The organism is Bacillus sp. CCNWLW194, from assembly GCF_037120585.1.
In the GTDB taxonomy this organism is placed as follows: domain Bacteria; phylum Bacillota; class Bacilli; order Bacillales; family Bacillaceae_G; genus Bacillus_A; species Bacillus_A basilensis.
Window position 1 is genome coordinate 416,428 of record NZ_JBBBBL010000002.1, and the last position, 20,198, is coordinate 436,625.

At 35.4% G+C, this 20,198-nt stretch carries 20 protein-coding genes; 3 read left to right on the plus strand and 17 right to left on the minus strand.

What is annotated here, in order from left to right; translation table 11 throughout:
* Positions 1-76: 76 nt before the first annotated feature.
* Positions 77-895: a CAP domain-containing protein gene (locus V7S50_RS05570; protein ID WP_242251036.1), complete on the plus strand. Its 819-nt coding sequence runs from the start codon at positions 77-79 to the stop codon at positions 893-895.
* Between the two features lie 40 nt (positions 896-935).
* On the opposite strand, the gene V7S50_RS05575 is transcribed toward V7S50_RS05570, so the two are convergent.
* From V7S50_RS05575 to inhA1, 11 genes are all read right to left on the minus strand, one after another.
* The gene (locus V7S50_RS05575; protein ID WP_060630033.1) at positions 936-1,541 is read right to left on the minus strand and encodes a DUF1648 domain-containing protein; all 606 of its coding nucleotides are present in this window, start codon (positions 1,539-1,541) and stop codon (positions 936-938) included.
* Between the two features lie 91 nt (positions 1,542-1,632).
* On the minus strand, positions 1,633-2,556 hold the full coding sequence (locus V7S50_RS05580) for an RluA family pseudouridine synthase (protein ID WP_242251033.1): 924 nt from the start codon (positions 2,554-2,556) through the stop codon (positions 1,633-1,635).
* A 99-nt stretch (positions 2,557-2,655) separates the two neighbouring features.
* Positions 2,656-3,072 (minus strand): hypothetical protein, encoded by a 417-nt coding sequence (locus V7S50_RS05585; protein WP_060630031.1) that lies wholly within the window; start codon positions 3,070-3,072, stop codon positions 2,656-2,658.
* A gap of 100 nt (positions 3,073-3,172) precedes the next feature.
* A complete protein-coding gene (locus V7S50_RS05590) occupies positions 3,173-5,365 on the minus strand; it encodes an MMPL family transporter (protein WP_242251031.1) in 2,193 nt (730 codons plus the stop codon).
* Positions 5,366-5,475: 110 nt separating this feature from the next.
* Positions 5,476-6,093, minus strand: a complete 618-nt coding sequence (locus V7S50_RS05595; RefSeq protein WP_080468707.1) for a phosphatase PAP2 family protein — start codon at positions 6,091-6,093, stop codon at positions 5,476-5,478.
* A gap of 86 nt (positions 6,094-6,179) precedes the next feature.
* Complete coding sequence (potD, locus tag V7S50_RS05600; RefSeq protein ID WP_242251028.1) at positions 6,180-7,229, minus strand: spermidine/putrescine ABC transporter substrate-binding protein PotD; 1,050 nt, start codon at positions 7,227-7,229, stop codon at positions 6,180-6,182.
* Positions 7,230-7,267: 38 nt separating this feature from the next.
* Positions 7,268-8,068, minus strand: coding sequence for a spermidine/putrescine ABC transporter permease PotC (gene potC / locus V7S50_RS05605; protein ID WP_000714199.1), 801 nt, complete (start codon positions 8,066-8,068; stop codon positions 7,268-7,270).
* A gap of 6 nt (positions 8,069-8,074) precedes the next feature.
* Positions 8,075-8,923, minus strand: a complete 849-nt coding sequence (potB, locus tag V7S50_RS05610; RefSeq protein ID WP_000715496.1) for a spermidine/putrescine ABC transporter permease PotB — start codon at positions 8,921-8,923, stop codon at positions 8,075-8,077.
* Positions 8,920-9,903, minus strand: a complete 984-nt coding sequence (gene potA, locus V7S50_RS05615) for a spermidine/putrescine ABC transporter ATP-binding protein PotA (protein WP_242251027.1) — start codon at positions 9,901-9,903, stop codon at positions 8,920-8,922. Before potA ends, potB begins: the two co-directional genes overlap by 4 nt.
* A gap of 238 nt (positions 9,904-10,141) precedes the next feature.
* Entirely contained in the window at positions 10,142-11,509 is a 1,368-nt protein-coding gene (locus tag V7S50_RS05620; protein ID WP_242251026.1) for an aldehyde dehydrogenase, read from the minus strand.
* A 171-nt stretch (positions 11,510-11,680) separates the two neighbouring features.
* On the minus strand, positions 11,681-14,068 hold the full coding sequence (gene inhA1 / locus V7S50_RS05625; protein WP_063224539.1) for a M6 family metalloprotease immune inhibitor InhA1: 2,388 nt from the start codon (positions 14,066-14,068) through the stop codon (positions 11,681-11,683).
* 343 nt (positions 14,069-14,411) lie between these two features.
* Between inhA1 and V7S50_RS05630 the strand changes: the two genes are divergently transcribed.
* Both V7S50_RS05630 and V7S50_RS05635 read left to right on the plus strand, forming a co-directional pair.
* Complete coding sequence (locus V7S50_RS05630) at positions 14,412-14,546, plus strand: anti-repressor SinI family protein (protein WP_060630024.1); 135 nt, start codon at positions 14,412-14,414, stop codon at positions 14,544-14,546.
* A 79-nt stretch (positions 14,547-14,625) separates the two neighbouring features.
* A complete protein-coding gene (locus V7S50_RS05635) occupies positions 14,626-14,949 on the plus strand; it encodes a helix-turn-helix domain-containing protein (protein WP_000578882.1) in 324 nt (107 codons plus the stop codon).
* A gap of 75 nt (positions 14,950-15,024) precedes the next feature.
* Here the strand turns inward: V7S50_RS05635 and calY are convergent, their stop codons facing one another.
* The 6 genes from calY to V7S50_RS05665 form a co-directional block, all read right to left on the minus strand.
* Complete coding sequence (gene calY / locus V7S50_RS05640; protein WP_063224540.1) at positions 15,025-15,618, minus strand: biofilm matrix protein CalY; 594 nt, start codon at positions 15,616-15,618, stop codon at positions 15,025-15,027.
* A gap of 400 nt (positions 15,619-16,018) precedes the next feature.
* Positions 16,019-16,789 (minus strand): DUF4047 domain-containing protein, encoded by a 771-nt coding sequence (locus tag V7S50_RS05645; RefSeq protein WP_242251024.1) that lies wholly within the window; start codon positions 16,787-16,789, stop codon positions 16,019-16,021.
* Positions 16,790-16,950: 161 nt separating this feature from the next.
* Positions 16,951-17,538, minus strand: coding sequence for a CalY family protein (locus tag V7S50_RS05650; RefSeq protein ID WP_000172840.1), 588 nt, complete (start codon positions 17,536-17,538; stop codon positions 16,951-16,953).
* Between the two features lie 62 nt (positions 17,539-17,600).
* Complete coding sequence (gene sipW, locus V7S50_RS05655; RefSeq protein ID WP_063224542.1) at positions 17,601-18,170, minus strand: signal peptidase I SipW; 570 nt, start codon at positions 18,168-18,170, stop codon at positions 17,601-17,603.
* Positions 18,171-18,360: 190 nt separating this feature from the next.
* Positions 18,361-19,647, minus strand: coding sequence for a D-alanyl-D-alanine carboxypeptidase family protein (locus V7S50_RS05660; RefSeq protein ID WP_242251023.1), 1,287 nt, complete (start codon positions 19,645-19,647; stop codon positions 18,361-18,363).
* Between the two features lie 155 nt (positions 19,648-19,802).
* A complete protein-coding gene (locus tag V7S50_RS05665; protein WP_000251865.1) occupies positions 19,803-20,030 on the minus strand; it encodes a hypothetical protein in 228 nt (75 codons plus the stop codon).
* Between the last annotated feature and the right edge of the window lie 168 nt (positions 20,031-20,198).

Genomic DNA, 20,198 nt, shown 5'->3' on the forward strand with positions numbered 1-20,198 from the left:
ATTTGTCAGTCAGACAGGCTGTCAAAAACAAATCGTGTGAAAACAAATTAAAACTTTATATAGGGGGACACACATCATGAAAAAGCGTGTTTTATTATCTGTAGCTGCTGCAACAGCTCTTACTTTAGGAGTATCTTCTTTAGATGCACAAGCTGCAACAGTACAACCATCTAATATTAAGGTTCAAAATATTCAGCATTCAAAAGTAATGATGAAACAAATGAGCCAACAAGAATTACAAGCATTCTTACAATCTATGGGCGTTGAGTCATTAGCACAATGGCAGCAAGGAAACTTCCAACCAAATTGCATTATTCCTGGTCAACAACCTACTGAAAATGTTGTAACTGAGCAACCAACAGCTAAGCCAGAAACTCAAAAGCCTGCTGAGGAAACTCAAAAACCTGCTGAACAAAAACCTGCTGAAGAAGTTCAAAAACCAGAAGCTCAAAAGCCTGCTGAAAACAACAATACTCAAAAACCTGCTGAGCAAAAGCCTGCTGAAGAAGCAAAATCTTTAAGCGAGTTCGAACAACGTGTTGTTGAATTAACAAACGCTGAGCGTGCAAAACAAGGTTTACCAGCTTTAAAAATCGACACTGAATTAAGCAAAGTAGCACGCATTAAATCTGAAGATATGCAAAAAAATAACTACTTTGATCATAATAGCCCTACATACGGGTCTCCGTTTGACATGATGAAGAAGTTTGGTATTTCATATACATCTGCAGGTGAAAACATCGCTCAAGGCCAACGTACACCTGAAGAAGTAGTACAAGCTTGGATGAACAGTGCTGGACACCGTGCAAACATCTTAAATAATGGCTTCACTCACATCGGTGTTGGCTATGTAGAAAGCGGCAACTACTGGACACAACAATTTATTACGAAGTAAATAGATTAAAAGAGTCTTCCCATAATGAGAAGACTCTTTTTTACGTTTCATAACTTTCTATTATGTATGAGTATAAAGCATAGAACATAAACAAAATAGAACCACCACTTATTACGCTAAGTAACACATAAAATCCCCATTTCAAGTTCAAAAACAATGAAAACAATATACTACATGCCATCACTTGAAAAATCCGCCTACTCACTAAACGAATCTTTTTTAATTTGATTGGGTCTTTTTCTGTACTCTGAACTTTTTTAAACGCCTTACTCAGCATAAAAAGAAACATACTAATTCCAATTGTTAGTCCTGTTTGAAAGGATATCATGCTTCCAAAATTAATAAAGAGAATGAGCATATGGATAAACAACATAAATAAAGTAATCGTCTTTAGAAATCCACTTATAATGACATGCTCGTCTTCATTAAACTTATATATATTATGTGAAATAATATACATCAATCCATGTAAGAAAATAATAAGGCAAGGAATAAGTGCTATAACAATTTGTTTACTCACAAACTCGTTCGGCCGACCATTTTCATTCCAATGTACTGCCATCTGATTCGGTAAATATGGATAGAGACATAGAGTAACTAAAAGACAAGCGAAAAATATTCCTAGTATATATTTATATTTGATCAAGTGATTCTCACCTCTCTTTTCTCTTAACGGCTTCGCTTCTTTTAGAGAAAATCCTGCAAAAATCTACTTTTCTCAAATTTAAACTTACACTTTACGCATTCACCCTTTGAAATTCTTTCATGGTATTGTTTAATTTTGTAGGAAATGATACATCAACTTCAATTTCTTCTTTCGTAATTGGATGTAAGAAGTTTATCTTCATCGCATGTAACGCTTGCCCCGACATATATTTCGTTTGTCCACCATATAATACATCTCCAACTAACGGATTACCGTTATGGCTCATATGAACACGAATTTGATGTGTTCTACCTGTTTCTAATTGTAACGTGACGAGCGTAGCATTTTGGTTTTTAAAATACTTCTCTACTTTATAATATGTTATAGCTTGGTCTCCCTTTGGAGAAACACGTCGTCTCGTCGCATGATGGCGATCTCTTCCAATAGCTGCGTCAATTGTTCCTTGCTTCTTTTTTACTTTCCCTTCCACAAGCGCCGCATATGTTCTTTTAATTTTTCGTTCCATTAATAAACGATCCATAATTGCACCAGCAATTCTATGCTTAGCAAATAAGACACCACCTGTCGTATCTTTATCTAACCGATGAATATGACGAACCTTCGTCTCTAAACCTTGCATTTGATAATGAAAGGCAACAAGATTTGCAAGTGTTCCCGTTCCACCTTTTTCAGCAGGATGCGTATCCATGTTCTCAGGCTTATTTACAATGAGTACGTGATCATCTTCATATACTACATCTAATTCACCATATTCAGGCTCTACACCGTATTCTTCCCCCATAAACATATGAACTTGTAACTTATCGCCTTCTTTTAAAAGCTCATTCCATCTTCTCTGTTCCCCGTTAACGGTAACACCTTTTTCCATACGAAGCTGATGTAACAACTTTTTCGGTATTTCCCATTCTATTTTTAATAACGAATCAATACTTATACCATTCCATTTCGCTGGAACAGTAATTTCGCACCATTCGCCCTGTTTCTTCGTTTCCATACTGTATCACCTTATTTCTATTGATTCTCTCATTGTAACGGAAAACACAATTTGATGCACCGTCAAAAATAGTGGACAGCCTTATAGTAGACTGCCCCCTCATGCTCTACGCCTTTTCATTTCCTGCAATACTTCTTCCGCTTTTTGTTCATACGATAAATCTTTAAAGAAATCCGCCAATCTTTTATAGTCATTATACGTATCTAATAAGTCATCCATCTTTTCTACTTTCATCACTTGTTGTTTTTGTTTCATTTTTACTGGATAACGATAGCCCGATACTTCTTGTATTTTGTAATACTCATCCTCTACTTGAATGACCTTTACAAGTTCCTCTTCTTCCGCATCCATCGTATACCCATCAAAATCTCTAAGCAATTCATAAATGATATGAGTCCATTCATCTTTTGGATAAAATCCTTTTTCTAACCGATAACCGACAATGCGATACATATGCCCATCGTTTTCTGCAAACTGTACTGTATCATTTAACTTAAACTTAAAATAACGAAACATTGCCTTCACCTACTTATATGTAATGTTCTTATCACATACTATTTGCAAAATGTAGGTCTTGCTATTCATAAAAAATACTCATCTTATAGATGAGTATTTTTTATGATGATTTTTCTCTTTTCTTTCGAAATGGTAACCACCAGTTCCAGTCTCCAAACAATTTCATTAAACTTGGTACGAGCATAAGACGAATAATTGTTGCATCAAGGAATATCGCTAATGCAACACCAAGCCCCATTTGCCGTACTGGTAAAATATCAGTAAAGGCGAACGCACCGGTAACAACAATCATAATTAAAGCGGCGGACGTAATAATTCTACTTGTTGACACAAGTCCTTCTAACGTTGCTTGATCATTATCTCCTGTTTCTTCATACAGTTCATGAATACGCGAAATAAGAAAGACTTCATAATCCATGCTAAGCCCAAAGACGAGGCCAAAAATGAAGATTGGTAAGACAAATAAAACTGGACTCGCTTCTAAACCAAAATGACCACCTTCAAATAACCAAACAACAATTCCAATTGTTGCGCTTAAGCTAAGTATATTCATAATAATCGCCTTAATCGGAATGAGTATAGATCGAAATGCAAATAATAATATAACGAAGGTCGATCCAAATATAACAGACATACCAATCGCAACTTTATCTTTAATTTCATCTTCTAACTCTTGTTGGAACGTCGTCATTCCGCCTAGATAATACGTAACATTCGTTTCTTTATAGTTTTGTTTAAAATCACGAACCCACTGTTTAGCAGTTTCAGTACGCGGTTTCGTTTTCAAAAAGATTTCTATCGTAGTCTTATTCTCTTTCGTATATGCTTCAAATACAGGGGCTAGTTTTGCTGCTTCTGGCGACTCTAATAATCCAGCAACTTGATCTGCTTTCATACCAGTTAACCCGTCGTATAAACTTCTTACTTCATATACTTTCTTATCATCTTTTAACTTTTGAACGACTTCTTCTACCTTTTGTAAACTTTCTTTTTCTTTCATATCTTTTTTCGTCTCTACCACTAATGTAACATCAGCATGTGTTTTTGCAGTTTCATTAAATGCCTCTTCGTACTTCTCATATGCAATTCTTGTATCACTTTGTTTAGGTAGAGCTTCCACGTCAGGGAACTGCAAATTAGCTGTACGTAATGGTAATAAGCAAATAACAATAAATGTTGTAACAACAATAATCATCGCTATTGGATGTTTCATTACAAATTGCGCAAATTTACGCCATGCCTTTGCCGGCGTATGTGCTACTTGATTCTTTTTTAATATTCGTTTACCAATTAGTGATAATAACGCCGGAAGAAGTGTGAGTGAGAATAAAATACTCATAATCACAACAATCATTCCGCTAATTGCGACAGACTGAATATAATCAATCTTAAAGAAAAACAAGCCAGATAATCCAACAAATACACATAATCCTGAAAATACGATCGCGCGCCCTGCTGTCTGATATGTAATTGCAATCGCTTCTTTTACCGTTCGCTTTGCAACTTCCTCTCGAAAGCGATTTACAAATAATAGTGCAAAATCAATAGATAGCGCAAGTCCGATCATCGGTGCAACATTTAACACAAAGATAGATAGTTCCTTATCGCTACCTATAAAGTATAATATGCCCATCGTACTAATAACACTAAGTGCCCCATTTACAATTGGTAAAATTGATGCTAAAAGGCTACCAAATGAAAATAGTAATACGAGGAATGCAACCGGTAACCCAATCATCTCTGCTACTTTTAAATCATTTTGCGTTCTTTCATTAATCTCTTGATTAATTTTCGGAAACCCTGTAGGCGTTACTTTTAATGCTGCATTACTTTCCTTTTCGATTTTATCAGCAAATTGTAATGTCGTTTCCATTCGTTCCTTATTTGTTTTCCCGGAAAATAAAATTGTCGCATAGCCGATATCATCTTGTAACATTTCTTTATTTTGTATCGGGTGATGGAAAGATTCATATGTCTCTTTCTCTTGTACACTTTTTACAATTCCCTCTACTTGCTTTTGAAATTCCTCATGTGAAACACCCTTATTTTTTTCAAAAACCAGTAGCAGCGTATCTTGAGACCTCTTAAAATCTTTATCTAAAATTTCTTTCGTTTTTTGATAGTCCCCTTCCGTTTGAAAGCCATCGCCACCTAATACTCCCGGTAGCTTTGGAGCGAAAATACCGAGTGCTATCGCAACCAGTAGTAGTGCTACAATTACTGTATAACGAAACTGATACAAAAAAGCTCCTAACTTCCCCCACTTATCCACTTTATGTACATTTGTTTTCAAACATTTTCACCTACTTTACATAATTCAATTGTCATTTATACTGTATCACATCTTCATGCAAACAAAAAACGTCTAGAAGAACTATAATAATAGTTTTTCTAGACGTTTTTCTATCTCTCTTTATTAAGACCAAGCCTCTCAGTAAGTAAACGATGGCAATAAATCGCGATAATTAATAGAATGCCACCTACGCAGTAACCTGCTAAAATATCAGTTGGATAATGTACATTTAAAATGACTCTACTTAATCCAATCGATACGATTACTATTCCCAACAAAATCGTTATAACATATTTCCCAGTCACATTCTTCAAATTTGCCGCAATAATATAAGCAAGAAACCCGAATGTCATAATAGATAACATTGCATGCCCACTAGGGAAACTATACCCAAGCGCATCAAATGCTTCATTTAACGACGGACGCTCCCTTTTCACAATTTCTTTTATCCCTTTATTCACAAGATGTGTTGTTAAAATGCCCATTGGATACACGATCATCGCAGCATAATAACGTTTTCTCCAAAAAACAAGTAAACTTATAACGAGCGTAGTTACAATCCCAATGGCAGACCCTAATTTTGTATAGTGTGAGAAAAATGTAAGCGAACCTTCTGTTTGTAATCCTTTTACTAATCCTCGGATATATGTATCCATCACTGTAACGCCACCAGCATGTACTCGCCAAGCAACAATGCCAAATACAGCAAGTAATAAACCGATACACATTCCCTCATATTGATGCAACTTCTTCAAACGATTTCCTCCTACTATGAAAAAATGCGATTTCTACTTTAGAAACCGCATCTCCTTACTTATTTACCTTTTGTTTTTAGCTCTGTCCAGTAACGATCATAGTCTTTTAACTTATCATCTACATCAACAAGCCATTCTGTACGATCTAATTCTTCTTTCGTTAAGAAAATCATATGGTTATCGCGATATTCTTTACTATGAAGAGGGTGAGCTTTTTCATTAGGATTACTGTATCCAATTGACTCGTAGTTTTTCACACTTACTTTTTCATCTAATAAGTAGTTCATAAACTTCTCTGCAAGCTCTTTGTTTTTCGCACCTTTTGGAATTGCTAACGTATCAGCCCAAATTGTGCCGCCTTCTTTTGGTACAACGTACTCTACATCTTTATTATCTTTTGCGATAAATGCTGCATCTCCAGACCAAACCGTTCCGATCCAAGCATCTTCTGTAATAAACTTTTGTTTAATATTATCTGTATCAAATGCTAATAAGTTTGGAAGTAGCTTCTGTAAATCAGTTGCTGCTGTCTTTAACTGCGCATCGTCTTTCGTGCTGTTTGAGAAGCCGTTTTTCTTAAGACCCATACCTAATACTTCACGAGAATCGTTTAATAAAGTTACATGCCCTTTATATTTCTCATTCCATAAGTCATTCCAGCTTGTAGGTGCTTCTTTCACATACTTTTTATTGTATGCAATACCAGTTACACCCCAAGTGTATACTAAAGAATATTTATTCTCTGGATCAAACGCAGGTGTTTTGAAATTAGAAACCATGTTTTCGATATTTGGGATATTCTTTTTATCTAACGGCGCTAATAAATCCATTTTTGCCATTGTTTTAACCATGTAATCAGATGGCTGAATTAAATCATACTTCGCGCCACCAGCTTGTAATTTCGCAAGCATTTCTTCATTACTTGCATACTTATCATAGTTAATTTTCACATTATATTTCTTTTCAAAATCTCTTAGCACTTGCTCATCAAAATTGTCAGCCCAGCTATAAATGTTTAACTCTTCTTTCTTTTCACCACAACCAGCAAGTACACCAGCTACAAGGCTAAAGCTAATTGCTGCGCCGGCTAATCTTTTCATTAATTTCATCGGTTTATTACCCCCTCGTACTTTCTATATCGTTCGTATTATAAAGGAAGGTGTCCTCCAGAGTTTTCTTCACCATCTGCACCTTTGTTACGGAAGATTTCAGATAGAACCATTAATCCTACGATAGCTACAATTAAAATTGTAGAAAGTGCATTAATTTCTGGTGATACTCCGCGCTTAACCATACTGTAAATGTATAATGGCAATGTTGTTGATCCTGGTCCTGATACGAAGAAACTAATTACAAAATCATCAATTGATAATGTGAATGTTAATAATGCGGCTGAAATAACTCCTGGTGCAATTGCTGGGAACGTTACATAACGAAACGTTTGCCACGGCGTTGCTCCTAGATCATTCGCAGCCTCTTCTAAATCACGTCCCATACCAGATAGACGTGCTGCTAAAATAACGACAACAAATGAAATACTAAATGTAATGTGTGCAATAATAATTGTTGTTTTGCCAAGTTCCATACCTAATTGACTAAATAAGATAAGTAAAGATAATCCCATTAAAATATCAGGAATTAAAATTGGTAAATACACAAGACCGTTAATAGCACCTTCATAACGATATTTATAACGATGCAATGCAATCGCGAAAATCACGCCAAGAACTGTCGTTACAATCGTTGTTACGATCGCGATCGTCATACTATTTACAAACGCATCAATAACATCTTGTTTTTGAAATAAATCTGTATACCAATGGAATGTAAAACCTTCCCATTCCGCGTTAATGCGAGAATCATTGAAGGAATATACCATTAAAACCATCATTGGAAAATACAAGAACAATAAAATTAACCAAGAATAAGAAACTAAAAACTTCTTCATCTTTGCCTATTCCCCTCCGTTCCCATCATATTTATATACTTTCGTTGCACGATAATATAAGTAAATTAACAGAACAGAGAATAGAACAACAATCATAGATAACGCAGATCCAAACGGCCAATCACGCGCTCCTAAGAATTGATTTTGAATTACGTTTCCGATTAACGCTACTTTCGATCCACCCATAACGTCTGATACAACAAACATTCCGATAGAAGAAACAAACACTAAAATAGAACCCGTAGCAATCCCTGACATCGTCATTGGTACTGTAACATTCCAAAATGCCTTTACTGGTGTTGCACCTAAATCATAAGCTGCTTCTAGCTTACGCTTATCAAGCTGCTCAATCGCTGCATACACTGGTAAAATCATAAATGGTAATAAAGAATATACCATTCCGAGTATTACAGAAGGTGTATTATATAGTAAATTTAAAGGTTCACTAATAATACCTAGTTTTAATAGCAATGTGTTTACAAGACCTTGTGAACGTAAAATAACAATCCATGCGTATGAACGAACAAGAAAGTTAATCCAAAACGGGATCGTTGCCAATAATAAAAGAATTGAACGGTATTTACGATCAACAATTGTAATTGTATAAGCAAATGGATAACCAATTACTAAACAGATTACTGTTGTAATAACTGCAATCTTAACAGTTTCCCATAACGTTCCCATGTATAGTGGATCAAACACACGAGCTATATTCTCTAACGTAAATTGCATTTCCACTGTTCCGTATGCTCCGCGCTGCATGAAGGCAAATGCCAATACAAACAGAAGGGGAATTAGGAAGAAGATTAACAGCCACGCGACTGTAGGTAGTGCGAGTAATTTCCCTTTTTTCAATTTAAGGTCACCTCGTCCTCTTGCTCCCAGCCTACGTATACATTATCTCCAATGTTCCACTGCGTTGCTTCTTCAGCAGTTTGATATGCCATTAGTAATTCTGATGTTTTCTCGTCACGTACATACAGCTTTTCCATATTTCCAACAAACTCAATGTCTTCAATATGTCCAAGATGGTATTCTTTTAAAATCGGCTCTTCAACCGAACGTACCTTTACGTTTTCAGGGCGAATTGCTACATAGCCTTCCCCGTTTTTCACAATATTATTTTCACCGATAAATGTTGCAACGAACATCGTTTTCGGCTTATTATAAATTTCTTTCGGCGTTCCGATTTGTTCAATATGTCCTTTATTCATAACAACAATACGATCACTCATGCTCATCGCTTCTTCTTGATCGTGCGTTACGTATATGAACGTAATTCCTAAATTACGTTGTAAGTTTTTCAATTCACGTTGCAAGTCTTTTCTTAACTTAAAGTCTAACGCCCCAAGTGGCTCATCTAGTAATAATACACGCGGGTTATTTACAATCGCTCTCGCAATTGCTACACGCTGCTGCTGTCCACCAGAAAGCTTCGCAGGTTTACGATTACGGAACTCAAGTAACTGCGTTAAACGCATTGCCTCTTCAGCACGCTCTTTCTGCTCTGCTGCCGGTACTTTCTGCATTTTCATACCGAAACAAATATTTTTCTCCACATTCATATGTGGGAATAGCGCATAATGTTGGAACACTAAATTCATATGGCGCTTGTACGGTGGCAAATCGTTAATCTTTTCATCATCTAATAAAAGATTCCCTTTAGTTGGAGTTTCAAAACCTGCGATCATACGAAGTAACGTCGTTTTCCCGCAACCACTCGGTCCTAAGATTGTTAAAAATTCTCCTTCTTTAATATCTAAAGAAAGAGGTGGGATAATCACTTGATTTCCAAAATGTTTTTCTACTGCTTCAACTTTAATAATCTTTTTCATTTTCCCGTCCTATCTACCTTAAATTTTAATTTTTATATTCATGAATAAATATTTATGTTCTATAGACTATTTTTTGTTTCGATCCAAACAAAAATGATTATTTAACAAGCGTTCGCTTCTATTCTTTATGTATTATGTTTGATTCATTTTCGCACGATACATAACGTCGAACAGAAAAACCCCTTCCATTGCGAAGGGGCTATTATCATACGGCTACGCCTACTGATAAACACCATCATCATTTTAACAACTTTCGTATGAATTTTAAAGCACTTTTTGTAGAAGAGTAACGAATTTTCATATCAAATGCCGTAGATTGGGCCAAAATGCTTTTATAATGTGAAAAAGTTCGAAAACTTTCTTCCCCATGATAACCCCCTAATCCACTACTACCGACGCCCCCAAAAGGTAAATATGGCGTTGCAAGATGATAGACAACATCATTAATACAACCTCCGCCATATGAAATATTACTCGTCACTTTCTTTTGTACTTCTTTATCTTCAGAAAATACATATAACGCTAACGGCTTTGGATGTTGCTGAATTGTGTCAATTACCTCTTCTATGTTGTCGTACTCTACAATTGGTAAAATCGGACCAAAAATTTCATCTTCCATAACCGCATCTTGCCATGTAATGTTCGTTACTACTGTCGGTTCAATATGTAATGTATCTTTCTTATAGTTCCCGCCAATTACGACTTGACCATCTTGTAAAAATCGACATAATCGTTCAAAATGACGATCACTCACAATTCGCACGTAATGATCATTATGCAGTGGCTCTTTGCCATACTGCTCCGCAATTTCGTGTCGTAATGCCTCGATTAACTGTTCTTTCACGGAAGCATGCACATACATATAATCCGGGGCTACACACGTTTGCCCTGCATTTAAAAACTTCCCCCACACAATTCGTCTTGCTGTTACATCTATTTTCGCATCTTTATGTACAATACATGGACTTTTTCCGCCAAGTTCTAACGTAAGCGGCGTCAACCGTTTCGCAGCTGCTTCCATCACAACTTTTCCAACACCAACACTACCTGTAAAGAAAATATAATCAAATGGTTCCTTTAACAATTCCGTACTCTCTTCTACACCGCCTTCTACTACCGCTACAAGCTCTTCTTGGAATAATTCCTCTAACATTCTCGTAAGCACTTTTGAAACATTTGGCGTTAACTCTGACGGCTTTAAAACAACTGTATTTCCAGCTGCCAACGCTCCTACAAGTGGTGCAATTGCTAATTGAAACGGATAGTTCCAAGGTGCAATAATAAGTGTCACACCGTACGGTTCGGGCACTACTTTCCCCTTTGATCCAAAATGGGTGAGTGCTGTTCGAACACGCTTCGGTTTACTCCATGATGAAATATGCTTCAATTGAAAGGAAATTTCTTTTAATACATACCCAACTTCCGTTGTAAACGACTCATGAATTGACTTATTTAAATCTAATTTCAACGCCTGAAATATTTCTTCTTCAAAACGCTGAATGCCTTCATAAAGCTTCTTCAAATTATTCTTTCTCACTGCTACACTTCGCGTATGGCCATTATAAAAATATTCCTTTTGTTTATTTACAATAGAAGAAACGCTCATTCATTCACCTTCCCCACTATTTTTATCCAATTCTTTCATTATTTATATAGACTTCATATTATAATAAATTTCTATTCGTAAAGTTACATTATATATAATTTCTTCTTTTATATAAAATTCATTGCTCACAAAAAAACTACCGAAAGAAAATCTCTCGGTAGTTTTACTGTATTAACGATATAAGCGAACAGCACCTGCAGAATTATCATCAGCTTGTCCTACTACTTCAAACTTTAGGCCAAGGTTCGGTAAAATACGTCCTGCATCTGGAATCTGTTGATTAATATACGTTTTCGAATCATCAAACTTCGGCACACCTGCTAAGCCATTATACGTATACGTTCCACGCGTTGGAGATACAACTTTCCATGCTGGCGTTTTATCAAATGAGAACGCCGCATCAGCGATTTGGAATCGTGTACTACTGTCAATTGTCGGTTTACCATTTAAAGTTCCTACAATTGCTTCTGGATGAGAGTCAACTACACCAAGGAAACCATGTCCTGGATGTAAACCAACCCAGTTATCTGTGTAAGCTGAGTCTGCATACCATACAACCATACCAGAGTTATATTCTGGACCGCGAGCAAATTTCAATGCGCTATCTGATCCAGTATGATTTCTCCACTCTACATAGTAGTTATGTTTTTTCTTCTCAGTTCCGTTAGAAACTGCGAAACCATCTAATTTAAATTGTGGTGTACCTTCTGCATCATCAGAGAATACTACTTTACCATCTACTGTTAATGAAGCATTATCAAGTAGGAAACCGTTTAATGCTAAACCACCATCTGTAATGTACTCAAATGTTAATTTTACTTTCTTACCTTTGAATTGGCTTAAATCATATGATTTATCAACCCATTTTCCATTTGTCGAATCTGCATTTCCACTATTTGCTTTCTCACCAAGTTTTTCAATTAGCGTTTTTTGCCCATCTTCTGTTACAGCATGTACTTCAAGGAAATCATACTCTGCTTCGATTTCATATAACGATTTGAAATCAAATTTCGCATTCGTTGCATTCGTTAAATCGAACAGCGGTGTTTCTAACGTTGTATGAAGATTGTCACCTTTTGTGCTGTAGTAATACTGCTTACCAAATGCTGGAGCAATCGTTTTTATATCTTTATCAGGTAAGTTTACACGAATCATACCTGGACGGTTCGTTTTCGTAACACTTTGGTCTAAATATGTTGCTAGACCGATACCTTTATTTAATTTCTCGTAATCTACTTCTACGATATTCGCCCAGTTACCACCAATTGTTTTTTGGAAAAACTCTTTATTTTGTGGTGAGAAACTCGTTGGCGTTGTTCCTGCAATCTTACCAGCCCAGCTTCCGCCACTCATAACAGACCAAGCTTGAATTGGCTCACCATGACCAGTATAGTCTGTATCATACTCATCTGGAAGGCCTAAATCATGACCATATTCATGCGCGAATACACCAACTGCGCCATCTTCTGGCTCAATTGTGTAGTCGAATGCCGCTATCTTTCCGCCCCAATATGGAACTTTCGCTTGTGTACCTTCAATTGGGAATGGTTTTGGTCCAACTGTCCAGCGATGTGACCAAATTGCATCGTCACCTAATTTACCACCGCCCGCTTCTTGTCCAACACCTGCATGAATAATCATTAAGTGATCAATTAAACCGTCCGGTTGCTTTTGATTTCCATCACCATTTACATCGTATTGATCGAACTGATCAAACTCAGATAAATCAATACCGCTATCTACAGCTGCTTTTAATGCATCTTTTACTAAATCACGAGGTCCTTTTGGTCCTTTATTATCATGACCTGTAGCAGCATCCGCACCGTAATCAGCAGCTTTACCAGGAACTGTTAACCATTTTGTAACTGTTCCGTCTACTGTGTAACTACCACCAGATTGCTCTTCATAATATTGTTTAAACGTTTCGATTTTGCTTCCATCCTCTAACGCAAATGGCTCATCACCGAATAACATTTTTTCATAATGTTCTTTGTTAAAGTCTTCCGAATACATATAGCCAGGCTCTTTATCGATATTGTTATGTTTAAAGTCAGCGTACTCTACAAGTAAAACGAGTACTTTATCTTTACGAACATCACCGTTGTACGCTTTTTCCTTTGCTGGAGATGTTGGTACTTTACCATTTAGACCACCCCTAACTGGTCCTGTCGCTGCAGGTGTTCCTGTTGCAGGTTTGTCTAACTTTTCTTTCGTATCTGCTTTCGCATCTTTCACTTTCTTTAAAAAGTCCGATGCTTCTTTCGTAAGTGGGTCCCCATTTGTTACTTCTTTCCCCGGATTTTCACCCTTTTTGTTCTCTACGTATTTTTCGACAGCTTTCTTTGTTTCTTTCTCTGAAGCCTTCGAATCAATTACCCCACGTTTTTTTAGCGCATCCGCTAAACGTTCTTCCGGAATTAAATGATCATCAACTGGGCTCGTAGCTGTCTTATTCACAGGCGTTTCAGCATATGCAGATTGAGTACCAGCTCCGAACGAAAGACCTAATACAGCTGTCAAAGCGATTGAAGATAAAACTTTGAACGGTTTCTTGTTCATCCCTTATTTCCTCCCCTAATAAATAATATGTATTACAAATTGAATTTTATTAAAAATTCAATATTTTTTCAATATTTAGTCATATTATGTAATGTTTTTAATATATTTGTAAAAATTCCATAGTTAGCATACGAGTATATCACAATTCAACAATGTTTTCTGAAAATATTGAAAATATTTGTCAGAAACTTTATAATCGCCATAGAGGGAATTTAATGGGGATTTTATCTTTGTTTTATCTACAAAATATTTGATAATTCACTACATAAAAATACAAAATCCGATTGCATTATCACGTATTCTGTAGCAGCAGTTATGACCGATAATTAGGGAGGAATTACATTTGTACAAAGATAAGACTGACGCATTGGATCAAGAATGGATTGATTTAATACTTGAAGCTCTAGACGCTGGTATCGCTCTACAAGATATCGAACATTTTTTCCAACGTACGAAACCATCAAGCCAGGCTCAATAGGTTTGTTCTTTTTAGCGAAGTTTATGTTATAATAATGACATCATAAGACGACGACATATTGATAGAAAGGTGCGCAAATATGATTGGAGAACGTATAAAACGCCTGCGTTTACAAAAAGGTATTTCATTAACTGAACTTGCCGAAAAAGCCGGTGTTGCTAAATCTTACATTAGTTCTATAGAACGAAATTTACAAAAAAACCCTTCCATTCAGTTTCTTGAAAAGATCGCAGCAGTTCTACAAATTCCAGTTGACACTCTACTTCATGATGAAACAACAAAGGAAAATCACCTAGACTCCGAATGGACACAACTCGTTAAAGATGCGATGAGCTCCGGCGTCTCCAAAGAACAATTTCGTGAATTTCTTGAATTTACAAAATGGAAGCAAGATCAAAAATAATAAATAGAAAGAAGTGCTTACAATCGGCACTTCTTTTTTCTTTATAAAAAAAAGCGGGGGATACCCGCTTTTTTATTATTTTTCTTCTCCAGCTTCTTGGTTAGCATTGAATGTCCATTCTAAATTCAATGAATCACCTTGGAAGATATTTTGGTCTTTTCCATCATCTACAAATTCAAATTGTACCCATAAATAATCCTCTGTACCAGCTTCTAATCCACCCTTTTCTCCCCACTCAGGAGCAAAGATGTCTTTAGCTAAAAGATCTGGGTCAGTTTTTTGTAGGTCTGCTAAAGTTGTTTCATATACAGGCTCACTTTGTTTATCCCAGTTCCAAAGGAATTTCACTTTAACGTGCTTACCAAAGTCTTCACCAGCATTATCACCTTTTGCATCTTTTACAGTATACTTTGTCGCTAGTTTAACATCTTTAATTGTTAATGAACCGCTATTCTTTAATAAGAACTCTTTCTTAATAGAATCCCCTGGTTTTAAATCTTTAATATCTACAAGCGTTTTAGGGTCTAATGTAAGATCTAACGTCCCAGCTGCAAATGTATTGTTCGATACTTCTTTATCGCTAAAGTAAGCGAATGTTCCTCCACCAATTAAAGATAACCCCAATGCTGCTGATGCAACTCCCATACCTAATTTCTTTTTCAGACTCACAATCAATTCCCCCTAGCTGTTTTTTATATTTTTTATTGCTATCTCTTATTTAAAATAAGAGATATAACTAAAACTATATTAGCTTAGCTAATATTTGTTCTTTTTTAAAAACCTTATGTTCATTATAACGAACATACCTATATAAATACAACACATATTTATTAATATTTTCAGTTATTTTCATTTCTCAATATTATTTGGAAATTTCAGTTAATTTTTGAAAAATAAAGAAAAATTTTGTTGATTTTTTGACCTATCTCCACTAATTAGTAAGCTTCGTCTATCTAACTACCTCTTATTGGCTAAATAAAATAAGCAGGACACGAAAAATAGGTGAGTGATAGTGCTCTCTCACCTATTTGTTTTATAATCTCTATCTGCTTTGAAATGTTACTATAATTTACTTGCTATCTTTATTTTTCTGTTCTTCTTGTTTTTTACTTTCTTCTAGCTTTTTCGCTTCTTCTTGTTTCTTCTTCTCTTCTAGTTTTTTCGCCTCTTCTTGTTTCTTCTCTTCTAGTTTTTTCGCTTCCTCTTGTTTCTTACTCTCTTCTAGTTTTTTCGCTTCCTCTTGTTTCTTCTTCTCTTCTAATTCCTTTTGTTTCTCAGCCTCACTCACTTGTTTTGCTGTTTCATCTACTAGTAACTTCTCAAAATCTTGAATTTTTTTATCAATCACTTGTAAATTAACTTCTTTATCAACATACTCACAGTTTACTTTCACTTTATGGAAGCCAGCATTCACATACGAGAATACTTGCTTATTCGATGCAGTTGTATTTCCTTTTAACTCTTCTTGTACTTGATTATAAGGTTCTTCTATTGATTTATATACTTTTTGTAACGCTTCTCTCTCAGCAACTATTTTCTCACGCCCTTGCTTCCACGTAACAAGCGCCTGTTCTAACTCTTGAGTGGAGGTAGCAGTTTCTTTTAATTTCATCCCTTCATACTCATGCAAAATGACTTCCTTATGCTGCTTAGCTTGTTCTATTAATTGATCAACTGTTTTTGGAAAAATACTTGCTGTAGAAATAGTGGCCTCTACTTTCGTTTCATGAATGAAAGCTGCTTCTGTATAAGTCATCATTTGAGAGCCTAAATAAAAAGTAATAGAACACAAACATGGCAATATAAGCATCTTTTTGAATTTGCGAGGTGGCTTCAGCATTTTAATCTCTCCTATCGAACAACTTGTTCTTTATCAAGAACTATATCTTTATTATAATAAAGTGAATTACAAAATGATATAAAAATTATGTTTCTTTTTACATTTCACTTTTAACAGAAAAAGAGACTATCACTTTTGATAGTCTCTTTTTGTTGTCCTTATTATTTTGTTTCACCATCGCCTTGTTGTGCGTCAAACGTCCAAGTTAATTGTAGCTTATCACCTTGGAATTCATTTTGATCTTTTTTATTATCAACAAACTCAAATTTCACTTTGAATTTATCAGATTTACCTGCTGAAATACCTTTTTCATCCCAGAACCAAGCAGCTAAATCGTTATTTACCGCAGTAAGTGTGTCACCCTTCAATTTATCTAGCGTTGTTTCTTTTACGATTGTTTCATGCTTGTCTACATTTTTTAAGAATGTTACTTTAATATGTTTACCAAAATCATCTTTATTATCTTTCTTCACATCTTCTACATTGTAATCTGTTTTTAGTAGTACTTTTTTAATATCTAATGTCCCTTTATTTTCTAATTTAAATTCTTTTTCAACTGTATCACCAGGTTTTAAATTCGATACATTAACAACTGTTGATGGATTTAATGCTAAATCAAGCGTACCAGTCGCAAATGTATTATTTGACACTTCTTTATCGCTGAAAAATGCAAATGTTCCTCCGCCAACTAATGCAGCCCCTAATACTGCTGATGCGATACCCATTCCTAATTTTTTCTTTAAAGTCATGTCCATATCCCCTTAATCTATATATTTGTCAACTTCCTAACCGGAAAGTATAACCAAACGAACTAGACGGATTGTTCTACTTTTTTCTCTTTCTTTTCTCCGTCTATGCTACGAATAGCACTAAAAATAGAAATCGCAGAATAGCCTAGTAAAAAGACTCCTGGAATAATAAGAAGCAAAGCTGCTCCAGCTTTTGAATTCGCATAATTTAGTGCATACCCTGCATAAGGAACTGTAATATCTGCATATTTCCCAATGACATTCTCCGCAAGTACTGGTTCTAGATCAGGGCCATTGTTGTTATCCCCTTTTGTTTCATACATTACTTTTCCATTTGTATCTTTCACACCAATAATACGGTGAGTGATAATTTTTTCATCTTTCTCTTTAAAGGTAATAACATCACCTTTTTGATATTTAGAACCATCTTTCTTCGGCTCTATCGCAATAATTGATCCTGTTAAAAATGTTGGTTCCATCGATCCAGAAAGAACGCTCTTAAATTGATATCCCATCACAGTTGGATCACCACCGCTCGCTTTTGAAGAAATAACTACAAAAGCTAAGCAAACCATTAACGCAAATAAAACAAATGAGATAACGTTGCTAATCACCTTCCAAATTAATTTCATCGTTTCTCTCCCTCTCCGTTGTTTTATATTATTTGAAGTATGCAATATTCACCTTAGTTCTTTAACAAGAACACAAGTAAATAATATAACGAACAAAAAGGAAATGCAATAATAAAATTTACAATTATTAGTTATTTCCAACAAAAAAAGACTGTGACAAAGTCTCTTCACAGCCTTTTAAACTAGTAATTTATTTTTCTTCTGATTTCATTCCTTTTGTATTTCGGCGCAGCACTACAAATAAAATGGCTCCAAATAATATGGCACCACCTATCCCAATGCTTATTATTTTCACGTTTGATTCGTTTACTTCAGGCTCGACCGTATCTTTTTTAGGCATCGCAAAAGTAACATCTTCTTTAGAAAGAACATTTACCGTCGCAATTGTTTGATTATTCTTCGTAATATCAACTGCCCCAACTACCTCACCACGATGAATTCCTTTATGATACAAAGAATCTTTATCTAATGAAGCCGCACGGAAAGTCGTTCTCACATTTTTTCCTTCATCTTTCTTAAGCATCAGTTCTGCACTTTTTTCAAGCTCGCTATCAATATCTTTATTTAAATACGTTGTCTTTTGATGCCAACTATGTTTATCTAGTACAGTTTGCTTCACAAATTGACCAAAAGAATATTCCGCCATCTGCTTCAAGTCTTCATAAATTTCAGGTCTTTGAGAAGCCATTACTACATTTATAATACAATTTCCATCCTTCTCATTTAATAAAACGAGCGTATTGCGCGCTTCATTTGTAAAACCCGTCTTACCGCCAATACTATATGGGTTTTCAAAATAAGTAGATTTATTAAAAATAGACACCGTCTGTCTAGATGTCGTAACTGTCGTTCTTTTCGTATTCATCGCTTGTAAAATTTCAGGATACTTTTGCACACCTCTCGTAATCATAGCCATATCAAATGGAGTTGTATAATGATTCGGATCATGTAATCCATTCGGTGTTACAAAATGACTATCTGTCGCCCCTAATTGCTTCGCTCTCTCATTCATCATATTAGCGAAATTCTCAACACTTCCGCCAATACGCTCCGCAATCGCATACGACACATCATTCGCACTTAGCACCATTAAAATCATAAGTGCAGTATTTCTATTAATCGTCTCACCAGGTTGAAACTCAATTTGATAATTACTCTTCTCTTGATCTAATGCTAATTGTGAAAACGTAAATTGATCCTCTGGCTTCGTATGCTCCATAAGTAAAATCGCCGTTAACACTTTCGTCATACTAGCCGGAAATGCACGATGATGTGCGTTTTTATCATACAAAACATCTCCAGTTTTCGCATCAATCGTAGTTGCAAACTGACTAAAAACATTTGGCCCTTCCTTAGGTGGTGGTGCCACTTGTTCTGGATTCACTCCAACATTCGTCTCAGCACGTAACGTCATAGGTGTCAAAAAAAATAAACAAATAACGGTAATAAAAGCCAAAATTTTCTTAAAATTTACCATATGACTCTCCCTTTTCACTATACTATCATAGCTTAAAAACTGAATCTACCAATCTATATGTAATTTGTATTAAATTGGAAGAACATTCACTGTTTTTTACTATATCATACTTTTACGATAAAGAACATAAATATACAATAAAAAATAAGAAAGAATTATTCTTTCTTATCCTTCTCATCAATCAATGAATCTATTAAATTTTGACTAGCTTCCTCAGGTGTAATCTCATCTGTCATCCCCATAAACGACCAACCTTTAGAATCGACCCACTCAACAAACTCTTGTAAAAACTCATCATGTGTAACATCCACATCAAGAATCGAGCCATTAATTGAAATCGTTCTATTTCTAGATACGCGCATCTTGAACGTTTTCCTTACCATTACAATAATTCTCCCTCTACTCTTGAATATTTATAAAATAATCTTGTATCTCTGTTATACATGATTTTAAGTAAATTGTAAAAAGGATATATTGGCCAATTTGGATATTGAAAATGGAAATCTCTTATCCTACATTACCCTCGTGCGATATACGAATGGTCATATTAT